The following is a 19,310-nucleotide window of genomic DNA, read 5'->3' as shown; positions in this document are numbered from 1 at the left end:
GGAAACCTTTCCATCCGCGTGGACGAGGCGGCCAATGCGACGATTTTGTGACTGTTCCGTGACAAATGCCGGCGGGGCGGAAAATCCTGTCATCAAGCTGATGCCGCCAGTGCAAGGCGGATGGCGACGGTTGTCCCTACTCCCAGCGTGCTCGAGATGTCGAGATCGCCGCGATGGCGTTCCACGATATGCTTCACGATCGCAAGGCCAAGGCCGGTGCCACCCGCCTGACGGCTTCGACCGGGATCGGTGCGGTAGAAGCGGCGGGTAAGGTACGGAATGTGGTCCGGATGGATGCCTTCGCCGTGATCGGTGACGGTCAGCAGCACATCGCGCCCTTCCACCGCGACCGCGACTTCGACCGGCTTGTCGGGCGCACCGTACTTCAGCGCGTTGTCGATCAGGTTGCGCACCACCTGGTCCAGCTGCTGGCGATCGCCGGTGACGTTCGCCGACGCCGCAGACACCGTCACGCGCTCCTCGCCGACGGTGGCGCCGACTTCTCCGACGATGCTTTCGGCCAGTTGGCCAAGGTCGATCCGATCGGTCGGCACATCGTGCTTTTCCGCCTCGATCCGCGACAGGCTCATAAGGTCTTCGACCAGGCTCTGCAGCCGCTTCGCCTCGCGCAGCACAGTTGCATGGAATCGCGCGGTGGTTGCCTTGTCCACCTTGGCATCGGGGTCGGACAGCGTCTCGATGTAGCCGATGATCGAGGCGAGGGGCGTGCGCAACTCGTGGCTCGCATTGGCGACGAAATCGGTATGGGCGCGGCTGATGTCCGCTTCGGCGGTGCGGTTGACCAGCTCGATCAGCGAAAAGCGCGAATCGATCGCCACCCGGTTCACCTGCCAGATCGATCGCGCGCCGGTCAGGCCGCGCACCATCGCGCTGCCCTCAGGCTGATCGAGCAGCTTGATCGCCGCCGGGTGGCGCAGGGCAACGCGCGCATCCTGTCCAACGACATGCGGGCCCAGCGCTTCGCGCGCAGCGGCATTGGCAGCGGCGATACGCTGGTTGTCGAGCATCAGCACCGGCACGCTGAACGGTTCGACCAGTTCCACCATCGCCTGGCGGCTGACGGTCCCTTCATCGGGGCCGCGCGTCTCGACCGTCGGCTCGGGACGCGATAGCCAGATCGAACCGAGCCACAGAATCAGGACCGAAACCGCAAGCCAGAAGTTGGCGCCGGCGACGATCATCGCCGCCGACGTGCCGATAGCCACGGCGATACCCGACCAGGGAAGCTTGGGACGCTGCATCATGCCCGCCCAATAGCATGAATGTTACGGAGGGATGACGCAGCGTGATCGAAACCGTGGAGAACCATGGTGTCGCCACCGGTCCGGGCGCCGGGCTCGTCATACATCAGTCAAGAACGTGCAAAATTCCGACACAATCTGTAACAATAGTGTCACCGAAGCGTCATAGGCGGCCGATCGAGCTTGAACCGAGGAACTCGAGAATGCGCATGAGCCTGAAGGCCACGATCCTTATCGCCACGGCCTCGGCCGCTTTCGCCAGCCCCGCCATGGCGCGCGATGATGCGCAGGCCTGGGGTGCGGGCACTGCCAATGTCGATCTCGGCGGCGGCTTCCGTGCCAGCAGCGAGACCGTGCTGCGCTTCAGCGACAACCGTGGCGGTCTCTATGAAATCGAGGAGAACCTGATGGTCGGCTACAAGCCGTCCAAGCAGGTGACCGTGTGGCTTGGCTACACGCACAATCCTCAGTACGATCACGGCGATTTCACCCTCATGGAGCGTCGTTTCCGCCAGCAGGTCAACGTCGACAACTTCGCCGCGATCGGCAAGCTCAAGCTGTCGGGCCGCGTCCGGCTAGAAGAGCGCTGGCGCGAAGGCCAGGGCGGCCCGGCATGGCGCCTGCGCCCGTTCATCAAGGCGAGCGTGCCCGTCGCCGGCAAGGTCAACCTTGTTGCCAGCCACGAAAGCTTCATCGATCTCAATACCAACAGCTTCCAGCGTATCGGTGGCGAAGAGCGGATGCGCAACTTCGTCGGCCTTGCCGCCCCGCTGTCCAAGAAGTTCGGGATCGAGGCAGGCTACCTGCTGCAGCACGGGTTCGTGCGCAATGGTCCCGACAACCACGATCACGTGTTCTCGGTCGCGCTCACCGGCAACTTTTGAGCGAGGGCCCTTTCTGATCGGTGGGGGGGCTGCCTCAACGGCGCGGGGCGAGGCGCAGCTTTGCCTCGCCCTTGAGCCATACTGTCAGCGCCAGCAGCCGCGAACGCCAGTCCATGGCGACATGGCGCGCGGCCCAGCCGATATAGCGCACGCGATCGCGGCTGACCGTTTCGTTGCTGAGCGTGCCCGCCGCCTCGGCCTTGATGCACATCGAATCCGGGTGCATCCGGTAGGACGAGACCACCTCGTCGAGCAGCCAGACGTCGTGGCGTGCCAGGATCTTCATCAGCAGCGCCGTCTCCTCGTACATGCCGTGCCACAGCGCGCCGTCGCCGCGCGTCGCCAGCAGCACATCGCGGCGCAGCGCGATGCTGCACGGCGGCGGGTGGCGCGTGTCCCAGCGGATCAGGTCGCGCAGCATGACCTGCCCGGCAAGGCGACCGGGCGGGAAGGGGGCGAACGAGGATTCCATCTCCTCCTTGCCGATGGTCATGTCCCACGCCCAGTAGAGCGTGCGCGCGAACACCATGGCGACGTCCGCCTCGCGCTCGAGAATGCCCGTCATCCGTGACAGCGCCCAGGGGCGAAGCACGTCGTCGTGGTCTAGAAACACGATATGACGCCCCCGCGCCGCGTCCACGCCCAGTTTGCGCGCAGCGGCAACGCCATGGTTGCGCCCGTCGGGGTGGCTCAGCGTCCTGATGCGCGGATCGTTTGCCGCATGGCGCGCGGCGATCGCGGGGCTTTCGTCACTCGATCCGTCATTGACCAGCACCAGCTCCCAATCGGAGCAGTCCTGCGCCAGCACGCTGCCGATCGCCTCTTCGATGAAGTTGGCGCCGTTCAGATAGCAAACGATGACGCTGACCCGCGGTGCAGGGCCGGTTGGCAAAGAAGAGGCGGGATCAAGCGGCGAATGCGCCACGCATGGACTTTCTGCCAGACTTGGAGAAGACCCTGCTTATCCCTGCCGGCAAAGGCGTGCAACGCCCGCGCGCTCGCGCCATGCTGCCAGGCGCGACGAGCGCACGCGGATCAGTGGCGGCTGCCGTTCGCGGCCTTGGTGTCGGCAGCGTTGTCGTCCAGCTTGTCGATCAGCCAGTCCAGGCTGTCATCCTCAGGCAGGCTGAACACGCTGGTCAGGCAGGCCTTGAGCGTTTCGGAAGTGCCCGATGCCTCGGCCGCAATGCCAATTCTCTTCAACGTGTCTTCCCTCATCGACAAGGCCTCGAGTTCGTCGGCGAACCGGTTGACGAGCGCGACGTCTTCGCTGCTGTTAAGACCGATCGCAGCGCTTCGAAGGCGCTGGGCCGATCGAGAGAGGCGAGAGCCCATGTCGAGAAACCTGTCATGATCACCGCACGTCCCAGTCTGCGGTTTCAACCAATATGGCATGACCGTGTTCCGTTACTTGTAGGCAATTTGTCTCATTTCGGAGATGTTTCGACTAAGCACATGCAACATCATTGGCAGAATTTGCCAATTGGGCTCGTGAATTTGGTGAAATGGTGACCCCTACGGGAATCGAACCCGTGTTTCAGCCGTGAGAGGGCCGCGTCCTGACCGCTAGACGAAGGGGCCGAGCCGGGGGCGCATCTCGCCCGCCGGGAAGGCAGCTAGTGGTGACCCCTACGGGAATCGAACCCGTGTTTCAGCCGTGAAAGGGCCGCGTCCTGACCGCTAGACGAAGGGGCCACTGGGCTAGCGCCGCTGGGCAGGTCCGCGCCTCTATTGGCATCATGCCGGGGCGTCAAGCGTCGATTTCGTGAAAATGTCATCCATCCGCAAAGGCGGCATCCTCGACGTGCAATTCGGCGGCGGGACGGCTGCCCCAGTCGTCGATCCGCACCCGCCCGGCGAGCCAGAACTGCCGCCCGCGATGGCCGTGGAGCAGGGCCTGGCCCAATTCGGTCTGCGCTGCCCGAAAGGCCATGGCCTTGAACGATCGCCCGTCGGCGCCGCTCGCCACCATGCGCAGGTGGTCCGCGCCGACCACGTCGCATTTAACCAGCCGAACTGGACCGACTGCCACGCGCGGGCCCGGCCAGCCGACCCCGAACGGTCCTGCCGCCTCCAGCGTCTCGACCAGGTGCGGCGTCAGGCCGCCCGGATTGAGCGACAAGTCGAGCAACAGCGATTGCGCCGCCCGCGCCTCGCCCACGTCGCGCGCCAGCCGTTCGTCCAGCCAGTCGGACAGCCGTTCCAGCTGTGCGGGATCGATGGTCAGGCCGCAGGCCATGGCATGCCCGCCGCCCGCCACCAGCATCCCCGCCTCGCGCGCTGCGATGATCGCGGCGCCAAGGTCCACCCCGGCGATGGAGCGGCCCGAACCCTTGCCCATGCCCGCCTCGTCGGCGTCGAGCGCGATGACCAGCGTAGGCTTTCCGGTCTTTTCCTTGATCCGCCCGGCCACGATCCCGATCACGCCGGGATGCCAGCCTGCACCGGCGCAGACCACCACGGCGCGGTTGTGCTGCGCGTCGATCTGCGCCTCGGCGGCTTCCTGCACGGCCTGTTCGATCGCGCGGCGTTCGTCGTTGAGCGCGGACAGCCGCGTCGCGATGTCGCGCGCCTCGTCGGGATCGTTCGTGGTCAGCAGACGCACACCCAGCGACGAATCGCCGATCCGCCCGGCGGCATTGATTCGCGGTCCCAGCGCAAAGCCCAGGTCCGAACACGTCGGCGCGCGGTTCAGCCGGCTCGCATCGATCAGCGCGGCCAGCCCGACGTTTTCGCGCCGGGCCATCACCTTCAGCCCTTGCGCCACCAGCGCGCGGTTGAGTCCCTTCAACTGCGCCACGTCCGCTACCGTGCCCAGCGCGACAAGATCGAGCAGGCCGAGCAGGTCCGGGGCAGGGCGGTCCTTGAACCAGCCGCGTTCGCGCAGCGCGCGCACCGTCGCGATGGCGAGCAGGAAGGCAACGCCCACCGCCGCAAGGTGGCCGTGGGCGGCCGCTTCGTCGATTTCGTCCAGCCGGTTGGGATTTACCAGCGCGGCGGCGCGGGGAAGTTCGGGCGAACATTTGTGATGGTCGACCACGATCACATCGACGCCGGTGGCGTGCGCGGCGGCCAGCGCCTCGTGCGCCATGGCCCCGCAATCGACCGTCACGATCAGCTGCGACCCTTCGTTGGCCAGTCGCACCAGCGCCTCGCCCGACGGGCCATAGCCTTCGAGCAGGCGGTCCGGGATATAGGGCTGCGCGGGCAGGCCAAGATCGCGCAACAGGCGTATCAGCAGCGCCGCGCTGGTCGCCCCGTCGACATCGTAGTCGCCATAGATCGTCACCTGTTCGCGCCGCTCGATCGCGTCGGCCAAGCGCCGGGCCGCCACGTCCATGTCGCGGAAGATCGATGGGTCGGGCAGGAAGTCGCGCAGCGTCGGGCGGCGATGGCGGTCGAGATCGTCGGGCGCCACTCCGCGCGACAGCAGCAGCTTGTCGACCAGCCCGTCATTCAGGTCGAACCGCGCGCCAAGGTCCATGTTGCCGCCACGCCAACGCCAGGCGAGGCCGGATAGGGAATGGGTGATGGAGGTCACAGGGATCATGTGGCTTCCGCGCTAGACCAATCCTGCCGCTGCGGAAAGGCCGGCGCGTCTTGCGCCAGATCACAGCGCGTTGACTCGATGTCGTGTCCTATGGTCGCATCGGGGTGGTCGCAGTCCACCAGAGAGACCGTCCGAGTCTCGGGCCTGTTCGGAAGGAGACGGATTTGATGCGACATCACAACTGGATTCGGCGTGCGGCAGGACTTTCTGCCGCCACCCTGCTGCTGGGCGTTGGTCTTGGCGGGGTCCTTCAGGCGCAAAGATCGACCGGGCCGGTCGCCCGGTACGAAATGCGTGCCGGCACGGTTTCGGGCATGGGAGGGATGGCTGCGATGGGCCGTGGTGGCGGTATGCGCGCGGCCATGAGCATGGCGTTCGGTGGCGGCAGGTCCAGTGCGAACCACGAACTGTGGCTCGATCTCGGCTCCAGCCGCGCGCCGACGGGCGCCTCGCCCCAGGCCGATCACTTCATGCCGGCCGGCGCCAAGCTGGGTGTATCGGTGCCGTTGAAGACGCCGGTGTCCACGCCGACCGTGCCCGAAAAGCCGGGCGAGCGTGATTTCCAGCGACCCAAGGGACGGATGCTGATCTTCTGGGGATGCGGCGAACACGTCGGGCCGGGGCAGCCGGTGGTGATCGACTTTGCCCGGATCGCGGCGGGGCAGATGCCGCCGGGGCTGTGGTCCACCGCCGTTCCGACAGAGCGCTATGTCAGCCCGGCCAGCAGCCGGACCTGGGGCCACTGGCCCGCCGACGACGGCAAGAGCGTCCAGCCCGAAAGCTCGCTGCTCGGCGCGCATCGCGTGGCGGGCAACTATACGCCCACGATGAACTTCACGCTGTCGCACGATTTCATGGGCGCGTTGAAGGCCGGATCGACCGCCAATCCAAGCGGGTCGGTACTGTTGCGGTGGAATTCCCTGCCCGATGCCACGGGCTACCACGCCTCGCTGATCGGCGGCAAACAAGGCGGGCGCGGCGGTGAAATGACCGACATCGTCTGGTGGTCGTCCAGCGCCACGCGCGAATTCGGCGGCGGACTGGCGGACTGGCTCACGCCCGCCACGGTCGCGCGGCTGGTGGCCAATCGCACGGTGCTCTCGCCGCAGACGACCACCTGCACGGTCCCGGTCGAAGTGAAGCAGGCCGCGCCCGATTTCATGATGACCTCGCTCTATGCCTATGGCCCGGAAGAAAGCTTTGCCTTCCCGCCCAGGCCCAAGGATCCCAAGGCCGTCTGGAACATCGAATGGAGCGCGCGCATTCTGCATCGTTCGATGACCTCGTTCCTTGCCGGAATGCCCGGGATGGATGGCATGGCCATGGGTGACGATGGTGCTGCCGATGGCCGGGATTCGAAGCAGAAGCAGTGCCCGCCGCGCAAGAAGAAGGGCGGCTTCGGCGGTCTTGGCGGATTGATCGGCAGCGCCGTTGGCCTGCCCGGCACGAACGACGGCTGCTGAAGACGGTGACGGCAGGCGCGCAGGATCCCAGACTGCTCGTGGTCTGGCACAGCCGCACCGGCGCGGCTCGGCAGGCGGCCCAGGCCGTCGCCGATGCCGCAGGTGCCTGTGCCATCCTCGTCCACGCAGAGGCGGCAACTGCCGACATGATGCGCGCGGCGTCTGCCTATGTCTTCGTCTGTCCCGAAAACCTCGGCACGATGTCGGGGGGCATGAAAGAGTTCTTCGATCGCACCTACTATCCGCTGCTCGGGCAGGTGGAAGGTCGCGGCTTTGCCACGATCATCGCCGCCGGTTCGGCGGGGCAGGGGGCCGAGGCACAGATCAACCGGATCGTCACCGGTTGGCGGTTGCGCCGCGTCCAGCCGGGCCTGATCATCAATACTGGAGCGCAGACCCCGCAGGCTATTCTTGGTCCGAAACGGATCAGCCGCGACGATATTTTGCGATGTCATGAATTGGGACAGGGACTGTCCGCCGCTCTCGATATCGGCATGTTTTGATATAAGGATCGTTTCTGACGTGGCGTTGCCCTGCAATTAGCCGGCACAGTGATAGACGAACGGGCAGGGGTCGAAGGAGCAGGCGTGGCTGGGATCGCACAACGAGTGGGTGGCAACCCTCTGGCAGCGCTGTTCTTGGCCGCCGGGGAACGCCCGGATGCATCCCGGATCGATGAACTGGCCCGCAGCGGGGGCGACTTTTCGATTTCGCACCGGGGAAAGGACCCGGCAAACTGGGTGGAACTGCTGCGCGATGGGCTCACGTTCGACCTCATCGGGCTGTCACCGGAAGAGTCGTGCGCGGTCGAGATCGATCAGGTCCGGCTTCTGGGGCTGCCGGCTGACGTTAATCTCGCCATGCTGGAGCCAGTTTGTCTGGCTGCCGGACCGCATCTCGCCGGCGCGGAACACCTGCTGCCGATCGTGCGGGGCGCGGCGCAATTGTTAACCTCTTTATCGCAAAAACTGGCGGTAAAGGCCGTTTTGTGGACGCCATCCGGCTCAGCTGTTTCCCCCGAATGGTTTGCCAAGGCATGCAATGCGTGGATCGCGGGCGGGCCTTTTCCAGCCTTTGCAATGACCTCGTTCGTCAGAACTAGCTCCGATATGACGAGCCGGGGACTTGCGTTTCTGATTGGTCAAGAATTCAAACTCTACTCCTCGAGCGGGATCTTGCAGGAGGAGGATGTTCGCGTGTCAGTGCGGCTTGTCGATTGGCTGGTAGCCCATGGCAAGGTCGAAAGGCCACGCGAAGTCGTCCTTCCCGGCGTCGGGGCTGTCCGGCTGGAGCCGGGCGCCGACGGCCTGATCCACGCTCGGAGCGTATGAGCGGGCGGGGCCGTTCCTCGCTTCCGTTCCGGGCGGTCAACCAGCCCGGGCAGCCTGGCTACAATCCGGGCCTGCAGCGCCACCACGTGCTGCCCCGCCAGCTGGCCGCGACCCCGGGCCTGGTCGCTATGATCGAGGAACTGGGCGAAGAGCTCGGCATCGACGATTTTCGCCGCAACGGGCTGTTGCTTCCGGCAACGGACCAGGAAGCGCAACGCATGGCGCTGCCGCTGCACCGCGGGCCGCATCGCGAATACAGCGATCTGGTGATCGAGCGCGTCGGGCAGGTCGAAAGCCGCTGGCAGCGCATGCGTCGAACCAACCAACGAATGGCGACGAGGGAGGCCCTGATGCGGATGGACTGCCTGCAACGCGCACTGCGCCGGCGCCTTCTCGACCCCGCGCGCTGGCAGGGGCCGGCGCTGCACCGCCGCGACCCAAACCGCATCGTCGCCGACGCGTCGGTCGACTACGCGCACCTCGATGCGATGGCGGCGCAGCTCTGGGCCGAGACTGCGCCGCTGGATTGAGCTTTCAGCGCAGGAACGGCGCGCTGTTGGCCGAAAGCGCGGCGGCGGCTTCGCGGTACTCGGCCTCGAACCGGGCAACGCGGGTTTCGACCGATTCCACTGCGTGGATCGCGCCGATGCCCTGGCCCGAACCCCAGATGTCCTTCCACGCCTTGGCCTCGGTATTGCCGCCCGAGCCGAAGTTCATCTTAGAAGGATCGCTCTGCGGCAGGTTGTCGGGATCGAGTCCGGCCGCGACGATGGAGGGGCGCAGGTAGTTGCCGTGCACGCCGGTGAACAGGTTCGAATAGACGATGTCGTCGGCGTGGCCTTCGACGATGGCGTTCTTGTAGCCTTCGGGCGCGCGGGCTTCCTCGGTCGCGATCCAGGCCGAGCCGATGTAGGCGAAGTCCGCGCCCAGGGCCTGCGCGGCAAGGATCGAGCGGCCATGCGCGATCGAGCCCGACAGCGCCACCGGCCCATCGAACCAGCTGCGGATTTCCTGCATCAGCGCGAAAGGCGAAAGCGTGCCGGCATGCCCGCCCGCACCGGCGGCGACCGGGATCAGGCCGTCGGCGCCCTTTTCGATCGCCTTGTGCGCGAAGCGATCGTCGATCACGTCGTGCAGCACGATCCCGCCCCAGCGGTGTGCGGCGGAATAGACTTCCTCGCGCGCGCCGAGCGAGGTGATCAGCATCGGCACTTGCCACTTTTCGCACAGCGCCATGTCTTCATCGAGGCGGTTGTTGGTCTTGTGGACGATCTGGTTGACCGCGAAAGGTGCCGCCGGGCGATCGGGATTGGCGCGGTTGTGCGCGGCCAGTTCCTCGGTGATCTGGTGCAGCCATTCGTCCAGCTGGCTGATCGGACGGGCGTTGAGCGAGGGGAAGGAGCCGACGACGCCCGCCTTGCACTGGGCGATGACCATCTCCGGCCCCGAAATGATGAAAAGGGGCGAAGCGATGACCGGCAGGCGGAGCTTGGAAAACAGCGGCGGCAGCGACATCGTCAACTTCTCCCATCGAGCCCGTTAAGCGGGCGATTAAGAAGCGCTAACAAGCCGCGCCGCTGCTGTCAAAGGCTCCCGCAAGGGCAGCCCGGCCGCACCAGGTCAGGCCGTTTCGAGCAGGTGCTCCACGCCATAGACCCTGGCCGCGGTCCCGGCGAACAGCGCGCGCTTTTCGCCGGCGGAAGCCCCGGCGGCGAGCCGCTTGAACGCGTTCCACAGCGTGCGGTAGTCCGCGCCCCAGCGATCGACCGGGAAATTGCTTTCGAACATCGCACGCGATGGGCCGAAGGCATCGATGCAAGTTTCGATGTAGGGGCGCCACATCCCGGCCAGGACTTCCGAGCCGATCCCCGCAGCGGGGCCCTTGTCGGGCATCATGCAGAACGCCATGGCGAGGCCGCCGAGCTTGACCGACACGTTCTGGCATTCCGCCAGCGTGCGGATCTTGGCGCGCCAGGTGTCGAAGCGTTCGGGCAGCTTGCCCTTGTAGCTGCCGATCCCGAGCGGTGTGCCGCAATGATCGAGCACGATCGGCTGGTCGGGGAAGGCGCGGGCGAGGTCGATCACGTCGTCAAGCTGGGGTTCGACCACCCAGGCATCGAAGGTGAGGCCCATGGCGCCCAGATGCTTGAACCCCGCGCGGAAGGCATCGCTGTGGTAGAGCCCTTCGGTCGCGTGGAACGGGGGGCCGAGCACGTCGGGATCGGCATCCCAGGCGCCCTGGTGGCGAATGCCCTTGAAACGCCCGTTCCCCGCGGCGACGAGCGCTTCGAGCACGCCCTTCGCGCCATCGCCCAGCGTCATGTCGGCATGGCCGATGATCCCGGCGCAGGGGCGGTAGTTGCCATAGAGCCCGCTTGCCCCCTGCGCGGCGACGCCGTTCACGTATTCGACCTCGCCCACCGGCTTGTAGGCCTGGTCCGCGCCGGACCGGTAGAACGCGCCGCACTCCATGAACACGGTGCCGATGACGTTGTGGCCCGATTGCGTATCGGCCAGCAGTTCGTTGAACGTGTAGTACGGCGCGAGCGTCAGCGCCTCGATGAACGGATGGCGCGGCTGGGGAAAGGAATCGATCAGCGGGCGCAGATCCCACAGGTGATGGTGCGGATCGATGATCGGCAGGTCTGGTTCGAGAATGGCTTCAGGCATGGCTCTCTCTCTTGTCGTCGGCCTCTGACGGGCGCGCGGGGACAACTATGCAGAAGGGGCGGGGCCTCGCCAAGGGAAACCAGCGGCGTCTTGCCGTGCGGCATTTCGGGAGGCCCGGGGGGCTCCAAGTTGACAAAGTTGACAGTGTTCTGGGGAAAAGTGTCAACTTGGTAAGTGGTTGATTTATAGAGATAGTTGGAAAGAGCCTATCCTCGCGCACCGCCGATATCTGACGCACGCGTCAGGAAACCGGGTCGGAGCGGGGCGGTAATGACGGCACATCGAGCGGTGGTTATGGTACGCGCGATGGGGCGTTGTAGGACAGCGGGCTGCGCCCGGCAGAGCAGACCACCAAACCTCGAGATCAGACGCGTGCACCCGTTGCGGGCGGCCAGGAAGTCATCGTGGAGGACAACAAAGGCTCATTTGGCTTTCCACTTCACCGGGATGCGAAGGTATGTGACGCCGTTCGCCTCGGCCTGATCGAAGTGGCCCGCGCGGATGTTTACCTGGATCGAGGGCAGCAGGAGCTTGGGCACGGACAGTCGCGCGTCACGCTGGTTGCGCATCGCGACAAATTCGTCCTCGCTCACCCCATCATGGACGTGGACGCTCGATCGGCGCTGCTCGCCCACGGTCGTCTCCCAGCGATAGTCATTGCGACCCGGTGCCTTGTAATCGTGGCAGAGGAACAGGCGCGTCGTGTCCGGCAGGCTCAGCAGACGCCGGATCGAGCGGTAAAGCGTGCGGGCATCGCCGCCAGGGAAGTCTGCGCGGGCGGTGCCGTAGTCGGGCATGAACAGCGTATCGCCGACGAACGCGGCATCGCCGATAAGATAGGCGACGTCGGCCGGAGTGTGCCCGGGGACGTGCAGCACTTCGACTTCCAACTCGCCAATGGGGAATCGATCGCCATCTTCGAACAGGCGATCGAAATCTGAACCATCCGTCTTGAGGTCGTCCATTGCGAACACGGGGCGGAAGATTTTCTGCACGTCGCGAATATGGGCACCGATCCCGATCCATGCGCCGGTATGCGCCTTGATGAAGGGGGCGGCCGACAGGTGATCGGCATGGGCGTGGGTCTCCAGCACCATTTCTATCCGCCAGCCCTGCTCGCGTGCGAAGGCGAGGATGCGCTCGGCCGAACGCGTATCGGCCACACCGCTCGGCATGTCAAAATCGAGAACCGGATCGATCACGGCCGCAGTCCGCGTTGCGGGATCGCCGACCAGATAGCTGATCGTGTTGGTTGGCTCGTCGAAGAACGCCTTGATGACGGGTTGGACCATGATTTCCTCCGTTAGCTCTTGCTAATATATTAGAAGATTCTACATAAGCAATGCCTAATGGAGTGACTATGATGCTGAAGCCGCCGATGGATCTGGCGACATTCGAAGCGAAGGCGGCGCAAGTTGCCGATACGCTGAAGGCAATTGGCAACACGCGCCGGCTGATGCTGCTGTGCAAGCTGGTCGAGCATGGCGAGGTGACGGTTGGCGATCTGGCCCGCGATGTCGGGCTGTCTCAATCGGCCTGTTCCCAGCATCTCGCCAAGATGCGGCAGGAAGGCCTCGTGACCTACCGGCGCGAAAGCCAGACGCTTTGGTACACAATTTCGGATGAGCGCGTCGAGACGCTGCTCGGCACGCTTTACCAACTCTATTGCAAGGACTGATGCGATGATGCTCGCTGCCTTATCTCCTGCCGATACGCGCGCTGCGATGGATGTCGGTGCGCGCCTGATCGACATTCGCGGTGCCGATGAATTTGCCCGCGAGCGTATTCCCGGTGCGATGAACCTGCCGCTTGACCGCATCAGCGATCTTCCATGTGACAGTCGCGCGGTCGTGTTCCACTGCAAGTCGGGGATGCGTACTGCTGCCAATGCGGCACAACTCTTTGCAGCAGCGAGAGGTGCGCCGGCCTATATCCTGGGGGGTGGCATCGAGGCGTGGCGACAGGCGGGACAGCCCGTCGTCGCCGATCGCTCGCAGCCGCTGGAGATCATGCGACAGGTTCAGATTACTGCCGGTGCGCTGGTGCTGATCGGCGTGTTGCTGGGCATGTTCGTTGCTTCTGGCTTCCTTGCGCTGTCCGCATTCGTTGGCGCCGGGCTGGTGTTCGCGGGCGTCACGGGGTGGTGCGGGATGGCCAACCTGCTGCGTCTCATGCCCTGGAACCGGCGCAAGGTCGCCTGAGGCAATCATGGACACCGCTGCCCTACTTGCCGCGCTGGCATCCGGTGGCCTGATCGGTCTGATCCTCGGTCTTGTCGGCGGAGGAGGATCGATCCTGGCCGTGCCACTGCTGATCTATGTCGTCGGCGTGGGATCGCCGCACGCCGCAATCGGGACGGCCGCGGTGGCCGTCACGGTCAACGCGCTGGCCAGCCTCGTCGGCCATGCGCGTGCAGGCCGCGTGAAGTGGCGCTGCGCAAGCGTCTTTGCGGTTTCCGGCATGATCGGTGCCGCGCTGGGAGCCGAATTGGGCAAGGCGTTCGACGGCAAGCGGCTGCTTGTCCTGTTCGGGCTGCTGATGATCGGTGTAGGGCTGTCCATGCTGCGCAAGCGTCGCACGGCTGAAGCCCCCGATGTGCGGCTGACCCGGCAAAGCGCCGCAACGCTGCTGCCGCGTCTGGTTCCGATCGGGCTGGGTGTCGGGCTTGCGGCTGGCTTTTTCGGAATCGGTGGTGGCTTCCTGATTGTACCCGGGCTGGTCCTGGCGACCGCGATGCCGCTGCCCTTCGCGATCGGCACGTCGCTGGTCGTGGTCAGTGCGCTGGGGTTCGCCACCGCCACGTCCTATGCCCTGTCAGGGATGGTCGATTGGCGCGTGACGGCGTTGCTGGTCGTGGGCGGTGTCGTCGGGACGATCGGCGGCATCTCGCTGGGCAAGCTGCTTGGCAGCCGGAAGGGGCTGCTCGAACGGGGCTTTGCCGCCGCTGTGATCGCGATTGGCGCCTATATCACTTCGTCGTCAATCTAGGCGTCAAAGAAGATTTGCCACCTCCCCGAGACGAGCCCGGGGAGGGGCTGTGTTGCCTTAGCTTGCCGCGTTGGCGGCGCTGAGGATGGCGCGGACGCTGGCGGTGGCGACGTCTTCGTCGATGCCGACGCCCCAGATCGCGCGGCCATCGGGGGTGACGCATTCGACGTAGGCGGCGGCGCGCGCGTCGCTGCCGCCGGTGAGGGCGTGTTCGGTGTAATCGCGCACATCAAGCTCGATGCCGAAGCCGTCCTTGAGCGTGGCGACGACCGACGAGATCAGGCCATTGCCGCGACCGCTGACCGACTGGACCTTGCCATCGACCTCGATCTTGCCGGCGAAGACGCGCGTGCCGTCGGGCGCGCGGCTTTCGTCGTAATCTACCAGCTGGAAGCGCTGCGCGCCTTCGAGGCGGTAGGTCTTGCGGAACACGCTCCAGATGTCGGCCGCCTGCAGTTCGCGGCCCAGTTCATCGGCCAGTTCCTGCACGTGGCGGCTGAAGTGCGCCTGCATCTTCTTGGGCAGCTTGAGGCCCTGATCCTGTTCGAGCACCCAGGCAAAGCCGCCCTTGCCTGACTGGGAGTTGACGCGGATCACCGCTTCGTAGCTGCGGCCGAGGTCGGCCGGGTCGATCGGCAGGTAGGGGACGGCCCAGAGATCGTCGTTGCGCTTTTCCTGCGCGGCGAAGCCCTTCTTGATCGCGTCTTGGTGGCTGCCCGAAAACGCCGTGAACACCAGTTCGCCGCCATAGGGGTGGCGCGGGTGGACGGGCAGCTGGTTGCAGTATTCGACCGTCTGGATGACTTCGTCGATGTCCGAGAAATCGAGGCCCGGATCGACGCCCTGCGTGTAGAGGTTGAGGCCGACGGTGACGAGGCAGCAGTTGCCGGTGCGCTCGCCATTGCCGAACAGGCAGCCTTCGACGCGGTCGGCCCCGGCCATCAGCCCCAGTTCGGCGGCGGCGACGCCGGTGCCGCGATCGTTGTGGGTGTGCAGGCTGATGATCGCGCGATCGCGGTTCGGCAGGTTGCGGCAGAAGTATTCGATCTGGTCGGCGTAGATGTTCGCCGTCGCCGCTTCGACCGTGGCCGGCAGGTTGAGGATGATCGGCTTTTCGACCGTGGGCTGCAGCACTTCCATCACCGCTTCGCAGCATTCGATGCTGAAATCGACTTCGGCGGTGGAGAAGGTTTCGGGGCTGTATTCGAAGTGCCAGTCGGTCTGCGGGAAACGGGCCGCCTGATCGCGCAGGAAGGTGGCGCCGGCGCGGGCGATCTCGCGGATTTCGGCCTTTTCCATGCCGAACACCACCTGGCGCCACAGCGGCGAGACGGCGTTGTAGACGTGGACGATCGCTTGGCGTGCGCCGGCGAGGCTTTCGAAGCTGGTCTTGATCAGGTCTTCGCGCGACTGGGTCAGCACCTGGACGAAGACGTCGTCGGGGATGCGCCCCTCATCGACGAGGCCGCGGATGAAGTCGTACTCGGTGGCGCCCGCGCTGGGGAAGCCGACCTCGATTTCCTTGAGGCCGACCTTGAGCAGCAGGTCGAAGAAGCGGGCCTTCTTTTCCGCGTCCATCGGATCGATCAGCGACTGGTTGCCGTCGCGCATGTCGGTCGACAGCCAGCGCGGGGCCTTGTCGATGACGCGGTTGGGCCACTGGCGATCGGGCAGGTGGATCTGCGGGAACGGGCGATACTTGACCGAAGGGTCCTTGAGCATGGTCATGGGTCTGCAACTCGAAGCTGGAATTGGAAGCGTCTGGTGTGGTCCGTAACCCCTGGGCGCCGTGCGCGCCGATCAGGACCGACGCATCAGCTCACGCCCAAGGGCGGGTAAGTCGCAGGGTAAGGTCCAGCAGGCCGGTCATGGGCGAAGCCTATGGTGAATCGGGCGGCGATTGTCCACAGTGAAGTGGAAAAGGGATGAGGGAATGAGCATGTCCGAAAGCATTGAACCGTTCGTCGTGCAGGTGCCGCAGAGCGAGATCGACGATCTCAACCGCCGGCTCGACCTGGCGCGCTGGCCGGAAAAGGAGACGGTGGGCGACTGGACGCAAGGGACGCCGCTCGCCGCGCTGAAGGACCTCGTCGCCTACTGGCGCGACCGGTACGACTGGCGCGCTTGCGAGAGCTGGCTCAACCGGCTGGGGCTGTTCAGCACCAAGATCGACGGGCTCGACATCCGCTTCCTGCACGTGCGTTCGGCCGTGGAGGGCGCGCGGCCGTTGATCCTGACGCATGGCTGGCCCGGCTCGATCCTGGAGTTTCGCGGGGTGATCGAACCGCTGACGAATCCGGAAAGCGGCAGGGCGGAGGACGCGTTCCACCTCGTGATCCCGTGCCTGCCGGGCTTCGGCTTTTCGGGGAAGCCCGAGCAGACCGGCTGGGGCATCGAGAAGATCGCAAGGGCCTGGGGCGAGCTGATGGCGCGGCTGGGCTATGACCGGTGGTATGCGCAAGGCGGCGACTGGGGCGCGGGCGTGACCACGCAGATCGCGATGCAGAACGTTGCGGGGTGCGCGGGCATCCACGTCAACATGCCGATCGCGCAGCCCGACAAGGACGATCTCGCCAATCCCGATGCCGCGGACCTGCGCGCGCTGACCGCGCTGAAATACTACCAGGATTGGGATTCGGGATATTCCAAGCAACAGGCCACGCGACCGCAGACGGTGGGCTATGGCCTGGTCGATTCGCCCGTGGGACTGGCGGGCTGGATCTACGAGAAGATGTGGGCGTGGACCGACAACGCCGGTGCGCCGGAAGATGCGCTGAGCCGCGATGCCATGCTCGATAACATCATGCTCTACTGGCTGACGGCGGCCGGCGCCTCTTCGGCAAGGCTTTACTGGGAAAGCTTCGGCAATTTCGGGGCGGGGCCGATGACCATTCCGGTGGCGGCGAGCGCCTATCCCAAGGAAGTGCTGCCGACGCCGCGCAAGTGGTTCGAACGGCATTGCGAGCGTCTGGTGCACTGGGGCACGCTCGACAAGGGTGGGCACTTCGCCGCGTGGGAGCAGCCGCAGGCGTTCGTGCGCGAACTGCGCACGGCCTTCGCGTTGATGGATTGAGCGGCGGCGGGAAGGGTTTCAGCCGCAGCGCAGGGCGACGATGCGGTCGGCATCGTCGAGCACGATGTTGAGTCGTTCGGACACGTAGTCGGTGGTGACGGCGCGGCCCGGGCGGACCCAGCGGACAGGGTCGCCGCCCGCGAACTGGGCGACGCTGGCGCGGATCTGCGGACTGTCGGTGCGCTGCAGCAGGGCGGAGAGCGCGCTGGCGCCGCACGGATCGTCCTCAGACGCCGAGGCAGGCGCGGAAGGCAGGAGCGGCGGGCCTTGGGTGGCTTCGTCCCGGGGGCCGGGCCCGCAGCCTGCGGCAAGCACGCAGAGCAGGCCAGCGCTGCTCGACCTTGTCAGGAATCGGACCATCTTAAAAACCTGCCCCCGTTCTCTCCATTATGGAGATATCTGGGCAAGCCCTAAGTATCCATTACCTCGGTCGAGCGCGGATGGTCGTTGGTGGAATGCGACCGGGAGCCGCAGGTGCAGGCTCCCGGCGCGGTGTCGATCAGTTCTTGGTCTTGTCGACCAGCGCGTTGGCGCCGATCCAGGGCATCATGGCGCGCAGCTTGGCGCCGGTTTCCTCGATCTGGTGGCGCTTGGCGGCGATGCGCGAAGCCTTCAGCTCGGGCTGGCCGGCGCGGTTGTCGAGCACGAAGTCCTTGACGAAGCGGCCCGACTGGATGTCGGCGAGAACGCGCTTCATTTCCTTCTTGGTTTCTTCGGTGATGATGCGCGGGCCGGTCTTGATGTCGCCGTATTCGGCGGTGTTCGAGATCGAGTAGCGCATGTTGGCGATGCCGCCTTCATACATCAGGTCGACGATCAGCTTCAGTTCGTGAAGGCATTCGAAGTAGGCCATTTCCGGCGCGTAGCCGGCTTCGACCAGCGTTTCGAAACCGGCCTGGACCAGCGCGGTGGTGCCGCCGCACAGCACGGCCTGTTCACCGAACAGGTCGGTTTCGCATTCTTCGCGGAAGTTGGTTTCGATGATGCCCGAACGGCCGCCGCCGACGCCCGAGGCGTAGGCAAGGGCGATGTCGTGGGCGTTGCCGGTGGTGTCCTGGTGGATAGCGACGAGGCACGGCACGCCGCCGCCACGCTGGTATTCGCTGCGGACGGTGTGGCCCGGGCCCTTGGGCGCGATCATGATCACGTCGATATCGGGGCGCGCTTCGATCAGGCCGAAGTGGATGTTGAGGCCGTGGGCGAAGGCCAGCGCCGCGCCGGGCTTCAGGTTGTCGTGCAGGTCCGCCGCGTAGATCGCCGCCTGATGTTCGTCGGGGGCGAGGATCATGATGATGTCGGCCCACTTGGCCGCTTCGACGTTCGACAGCACCTTGAAGCCGGCCCCTTCGGCCTTCTTCGCGGTGGCCGAACCTTCGCGCAGCGCGATGGCGACTTCCTTGACGCCGCTGTCGCGCAGGTTCTGCGCGTGGGCGTGACCCTGCGAGCCGTAGCCGAGCACGGCGATCTTCTTGTCGGTGATCAGGTTCAGATCACAGTCGGCGTCGTAATAAACCTTCATCTCAGTTCCGTTCTCTATAACGTTGAAAGGTTTTAAAAATTTCAGGCGGCCGTAGCGCCGCGGATCATGCCGACGATGCCGGTGCGGCCCATCTCGACAAGGCCCAGCTGCTTCATCAGCGCGACGAAGCTGTCGATCTTTTCGGGCGCGCCGGTCAGTTCGAACACGAAGCTGGACGTGGTGGTGTCGACCACCTTGGCGCGGAACACGTCGGCAAGGCGCAGCGCCTCGACCCGGTTCTCGCCCGTGCCGGCAACCTTGATCAGCGCCAGCTCGCGTTCGACGAAGGGGCCGATCTCGGTAAGGTCGGTGACCTTGTGCACCGGCACCAGCCGTTCGAGCTGGGCGCGGATCTGGTCGATGATCGGCGGCGGACCGTGCGTGACGATGGTGATGCGGCTGACATCGTGGCCATCGGTGATGTCGGCCACGGTCAGGCTGTCGATGTTGTAGCCGCGCGCGGTGAACAATCCCGCGATCTTCGCGAGGATCCCCGCCTCGTTGTCGACGGTGATGGTGAGGACGTGGCGCTCCTGCGCCTCTTGGGCAATGTGCATCATGATCTTGCGT

20 protein-coding genes and 2 tRNA genes are annotated in these 19,310 nt (G+C 65.4%); 9 read left to right on the top strand and 13 right to left on the bottom strand.

Going from position 1 to position 19,310, the window contains the following annotated elements:
- Window positions 1-92: 92 nt before the first annotated feature.
- Complete coding sequence (locus HHL27_RS08175; protein WP_206069476.1) at window positions 93-1,262, bottom strand: sensor histidine kinase; 1,170 nt, start codon at window positions 1,260-1,262, stop codon at window positions 93-95.
- A 209-nt stretch (window positions 1,263-1,471) separates the two neighbouring features.
- On the opposite strand from HHL27_RS08175, the gene HHL27_RS08170 reads away from it, so the two are divergent.
- The gene (locus tag HHL27_RS08170; RefSeq protein ID WP_240959587.1) at window positions 1,472-2,146 is read left to right on the top strand and encodes a DUF2490 domain-containing protein; all 675 of its coding nucleotides are present in this window, start codon (window positions 1,472-1,474) and stop codon (window positions 2,144-2,146) included.
- Window positions 2,147-2,180: 34 nt separating this feature from the next.
- On the opposite strand, the gene HHL27_RS08165 is transcribed toward HHL27_RS08170, so the two are convergent.
- The 5 genes from HHL27_RS08165 to recJ all read right to left on the bottom strand — a co-directional run bounded on the left by HHL27_RS08165 (window position 2,181) and on the right by recJ (window position 5,696).
- On the bottom strand, window positions 2,181-3,071 hold the full coding sequence (locus tag HHL27_RS08165; protein ID WP_169492913.1) for a glycosyltransferase: 891 nt from the start codon (window positions 3,069-3,071) through the stop codon (window positions 2,181-2,183).
- A gap of 110 nt (window positions 3,072-3,181) precedes the next feature.
- Window positions 3,182-3,481: a hypothetical protein gene (locus HHL27_RS08160; RefSeq protein WP_169492912.1), complete on the bottom strand. Its 300-nt coding sequence runs from the start codon at window positions 3,479-3,481 to the stop codon at window positions 3,182-3,184.
- Between the two features lie 171 nt (window positions 3,482-3,652).
- Window positions 3,653-3,727, bottom strand: a tRNA-Glu gene (locus HHL27_RS08155).
- A 39-nt stretch (window positions 3,728-3,766) separates the two neighbouring features.
- Window positions 3,767-3,841: transfer RNA gene (locus HHL27_RS08150), tRNA-Glu, on the bottom strand.
- Window positions 3,842-3,920: 79 nt separating this feature from the next.
- A complete protein-coding gene (recJ, locus tag HHL27_RS08145; RefSeq protein WP_169492911.1) occupies window positions 3,921-5,696 on the bottom strand; it encodes a single-stranded-DNA-specific exonuclease RecJ in 1,776 nt (591 codons plus the stop codon).
- Window positions 5,697-5,863: 167 nt separating this feature from the next.
- Here recJ and HHL27_RS08140 point away from each other — a divergent pair, with 167 nt between their 5' ends.
- The 4 genes from HHL27_RS08140 to HHL27_RS08125 all read left to right on the top strand — a co-directional run bounded on the left by HHL27_RS08140 (window position 5,864) and on the right by HHL27_RS08125 (window position 9,020).
- A complete protein-coding gene (locus HHL27_RS08140; RefSeq protein WP_240959585.1) occupies window positions 5,864-7,159 on the top strand; it encodes a hypothetical protein in 1,296 nt (431 codons plus the stop codon).
- Window positions 7,160-7,164: 5 nt separating this feature from the next.
- Entirely contained in the window at window positions 7,165-7,662 is a 498-nt protein-coding gene (locus HHL27_RS08135) for a flavodoxin family protein (protein WP_338114851.1), read from the top strand.
- Window positions 7,663-7,746: 84 nt separating this feature from the next.
- Complete coding sequence (locus tag HHL27_RS08130; protein ID WP_169492910.1) at window positions 7,747-8,490, top strand: hypothetical protein; 744 nt, start codon at window positions 7,747-7,749, stop codon at window positions 8,488-8,490.
- A complete protein-coding gene (locus HHL27_RS08125) occupies window positions 8,487-9,020 on the top strand; it encodes an AHH domain-containing protein (RefSeq protein ID WP_169492909.1) in 534 nt (177 codons plus the stop codon). Before HHL27_RS08130 ends, HHL27_RS08125 begins: the two co-directional genes overlap by 4 nt.
- 4 nt (window positions 9,021-9,024) lie before the next feature.
- Here HHL27_RS08125 and HHL27_RS08120 read toward each other — a convergent pair whose 3' ends face one another.
- The 3 genes from HHL27_RS08120 to HHL27_RS08110 form a co-directional block, all read right to left on the bottom strand.
- A complete protein-coding gene (locus HHL27_RS08120) occupies window positions 9,025-10,005 on the bottom strand; it encodes an NAD(P)H-dependent flavin oxidoreductase (protein ID WP_169492908.1) in 981 nt (326 codons plus the stop codon).
- 105 nt (window positions 10,006-10,110) lie between these two features.
- Entirely contained in the window at window positions 10,111-11,160 is a 1,050-nt protein-coding gene (locus HHL27_RS08115; RefSeq protein ID WP_169492907.1) for an amidohydrolase family protein, read from the bottom strand.
- Between the two features lie 422 nt (window positions 11,161-11,582).
- Complete coding sequence (locus tag HHL27_RS08110; RefSeq protein WP_169492906.1) at window positions 11,583-12,452, bottom strand: MBL fold metallo-hydrolase; 870 nt, start codon at window positions 12,450-12,452, stop codon at window positions 11,583-11,585.
- A gap of 68 nt (window positions 12,453-12,520) precedes the next feature.
- Between HHL27_RS08110 and HHL27_RS08105 the strand changes: the two genes are divergently transcribed.
- The 3 genes from HHL27_RS08105 to HHL27_RS08095 are packed head-to-tail and all read left to right on the top strand — an operon-like array spanning window position 12,521 to window position 14,148.
- Window positions 12,521-12,838: an ArsR/SmtB family transcription factor gene (locus HHL27_RS08105; RefSeq protein WP_169492905.1), complete on the top strand. Its 318-nt coding sequence runs from the start codon at window positions 12,521-12,523 to the stop codon at window positions 12,836-12,838.
- 4 nt (window positions 12,839-12,842) lie between these two features.
- The gene (locus HHL27_RS08100; protein WP_169492904.1) at window positions 12,843-13,361 is read left to right on the top strand and encodes a rhodanese family protein; all 519 of its coding nucleotides are present in this window, start codon (window positions 12,843-12,845) and stop codon (window positions 13,359-13,361) included.
- A gap of 7 nt (window positions 13,362-13,368) precedes the next feature.
- Window positions 13,369-14,148 carry a sulfite exporter TauE/SafE family protein gene (locus HHL27_RS08095; protein WP_169492903.1) on the top strand — a complete coding sequence of 260 codons (780 nt, stop codon included), beginning with the start codon at window positions 13,369-13,371 and terminating at the stop codon, window positions 14,146-14,148.
- Between the two features lie 57 nt (window positions 14,149-14,205).
- Here the strand turns inward: HHL27_RS08095 and leuA are convergent, their stop codons facing one another.
- A complete protein-coding gene (gene leuA / locus HHL27_RS08090; protein ID WP_169492902.1) occupies window positions 14,206-15,876 on the bottom strand; it encodes a 2-isopropylmalate synthase in 1,671 nt (556 codons plus the stop codon).
- A 211-nt stretch (window positions 15,877-16,087) separates the two neighbouring features.
- On the opposite strand from leuA, the gene HHL27_RS08085 reads away from it, so the two are divergent.
- Complete coding sequence (locus tag HHL27_RS08085) at window positions 16,088-17,221, top strand: epoxide hydrolase family protein (protein WP_169492901.1); 1,134 nt, start codon at window positions 16,088-16,090, stop codon at window positions 17,219-17,221.
- Between the two features lie 18 nt (window positions 17,222-17,239).
- On the opposite strand, the gene HHL27_RS08080 is transcribed toward HHL27_RS08085, so the two are convergent.
- The 3 genes from HHL27_RS08080 to ilvN all read right to left on the bottom strand — a co-directional run bounded on the left by HHL27_RS08080 (window position 17,240) and on the right by ilvN (window position 19,297).
- The gene (locus HHL27_RS08080) at window positions 17,240-17,581 is read right to left on the bottom strand and encodes an I78 family peptidase inhibitor (RefSeq protein ID WP_169492900.1); all 342 of its coding nucleotides are present in this window, start codon (window positions 17,579-17,581) and stop codon (window positions 17,240-17,242) included.
- Window positions 17,582-17,720: 139 nt separating this feature from the next.
- Window positions 17,721-18,740, bottom strand: a complete 1,020-nt coding sequence (gene ilvC, locus HHL27_RS08075; protein ID WP_169492899.1) for a ketol-acid reductoisomerase — start codon at window positions 18,738-18,740, stop codon at window positions 17,721-17,723.
- A 41-nt stretch (window positions 18,741-18,781) separates the two neighbouring features.
- Complete coding sequence (gene ilvN / locus HHL27_RS08070; protein ID WP_169493270.1) at window positions 18,782-19,297, bottom strand: acetolactate synthase small subunit; 516 nt, start codon at window positions 19,295-19,297, stop codon at window positions 18,782-18,784.
- Window positions 19,298-19,310 lie beyond the last annotated feature (13 nt).

This window comes from Novosphingobium olei (assembly GCF_012927405.1).
GTDB classification, from domain to species: domain Bacteria; phylum Pseudomonadota; class Alphaproteobacteria; order Sphingomonadales; family Sphingomonadaceae; genus Novosphingobium; species Novosphingobium olei.
Note: the sequence above shows the minus strand (reverse complement) of the source record. Positions and strands in the feature narration are given on the sequence as shown.

Bases quoted from the DNA above. Each gene is read 5' to 3' on its own strand.
- HHL27_RS08100 (WP_169492904.1), top strand. From the start codon at position 12,843: ATGATGCTCGCTGCCTTATCTCCTGCCGATACGCGCGCTGCGATGGAT.
- leuA (WP_169492902.1), bottom strand. From the start codon at position 15,876: ATGACCATGCTCAAGGACCCTTCGGTCAAGTATCGCCCGTTCCCGCAG.
- HHL27_RS08080 (WP_169492900.1), bottom strand. From the start codon at position 17,581: ATGGTCCGATTCCTGACAAGGTCGAGCAGCGCTGGCCTGCTCTGCGTG.
- HHL27_RS08115 (WP_169492907.1), bottom strand. From the start codon at position 11,160: ATGCCTGAAGCCATTCTCGAACCAGACCTGCCGATCATCGATCCGCAC.
- HHL27_RS08160 (WP_169492912.1), bottom strand. From the start codon at position 3,481: ATGGGCTCTCGCCTCTCTCGATCGGCCCAGCGCCTTCGAAGCGCTGCG.
- HHL27_RS08170 (WP_240959587.1), top strand. From the start codon at position 1,472: ATGAGCCTGAAGGCCACGATCCTTATCGCCACGGCCTCGGCCGCTTTC.
- HHL27_RS08105 (WP_169492905.1), top strand. From the start codon at position 12,521: ATGATGCTGAAGCCGCCGATGGATCTGGCGACATTCGAAGCGAAGGCG.
- HHL27_RS08095 (WP_169492903.1), top strand. From the start codon at position 13,369: ATGGACACCGCTGCCCTACTTGCCGCGCTGGCATCCGGTGGCCTGATC.
- HHL27_RS08125 (WP_169492909.1), top strand. From the start codon at position 8,487: ATGAGCGGGCGGGGCCGTTCCTCGCTTCCGTTCCGGGCGGTCAACCAG.
- recJ (WP_169492911.1), bottom strand. From the start codon at position 5,696: ATGATCCCTGTGACCTCCATCACCCATTCCCTATCCGGCCTCGCCTGG.
- HHL27_RS08085 (WP_169492901.1), top strand. From the start codon at position 16,088: ATGTCCGAAAGCATTGAACCGTTCGTCGTGCAGGTGCCGCAGAGCGAG.
- HHL27_RS08110 (WP_169492906.1), bottom strand. From the start codon at position 12,452: ATGGTCCAACCCGTCATCAAGGCGTTCTTCGACGAGCCAACCAACACG.
- HHL27_RS08120 (WP_169492908.1), bottom strand. From the start codon at position 10,005: ATGTCGCTGCCGCCGCTGTTTTCCAAGCTCCGCCTGCCGGTCATCGCT.
- HHL27_RS08140 (WP_240959585.1), top strand. From the start codon at position 5,864: ATGCGACATCACAACTGGATTCGGCGTGCGGCAGGACTTTCTGCCGCC.
- HHL27_RS08175 (WP_206069476.1), bottom strand. From the start codon at position 1,262: ATGCAGCGTCCCAAGCTTCCCTGGTCGGGTATCGCCGTGGCTATCGGC.
- ilvC (WP_169492899.1), bottom strand. From the start codon at position 18,740: ATGAAGGTTTATTACGACGCCGACTGTGATCTGAACCTGATCACCGAC.
- ilvN (WP_169493270.1), bottom strand. From the start codon at position 19,297: ATGCACATTGCCCAAGAGGCGCAGGAGCGCCACGTCCTCACCATCACC.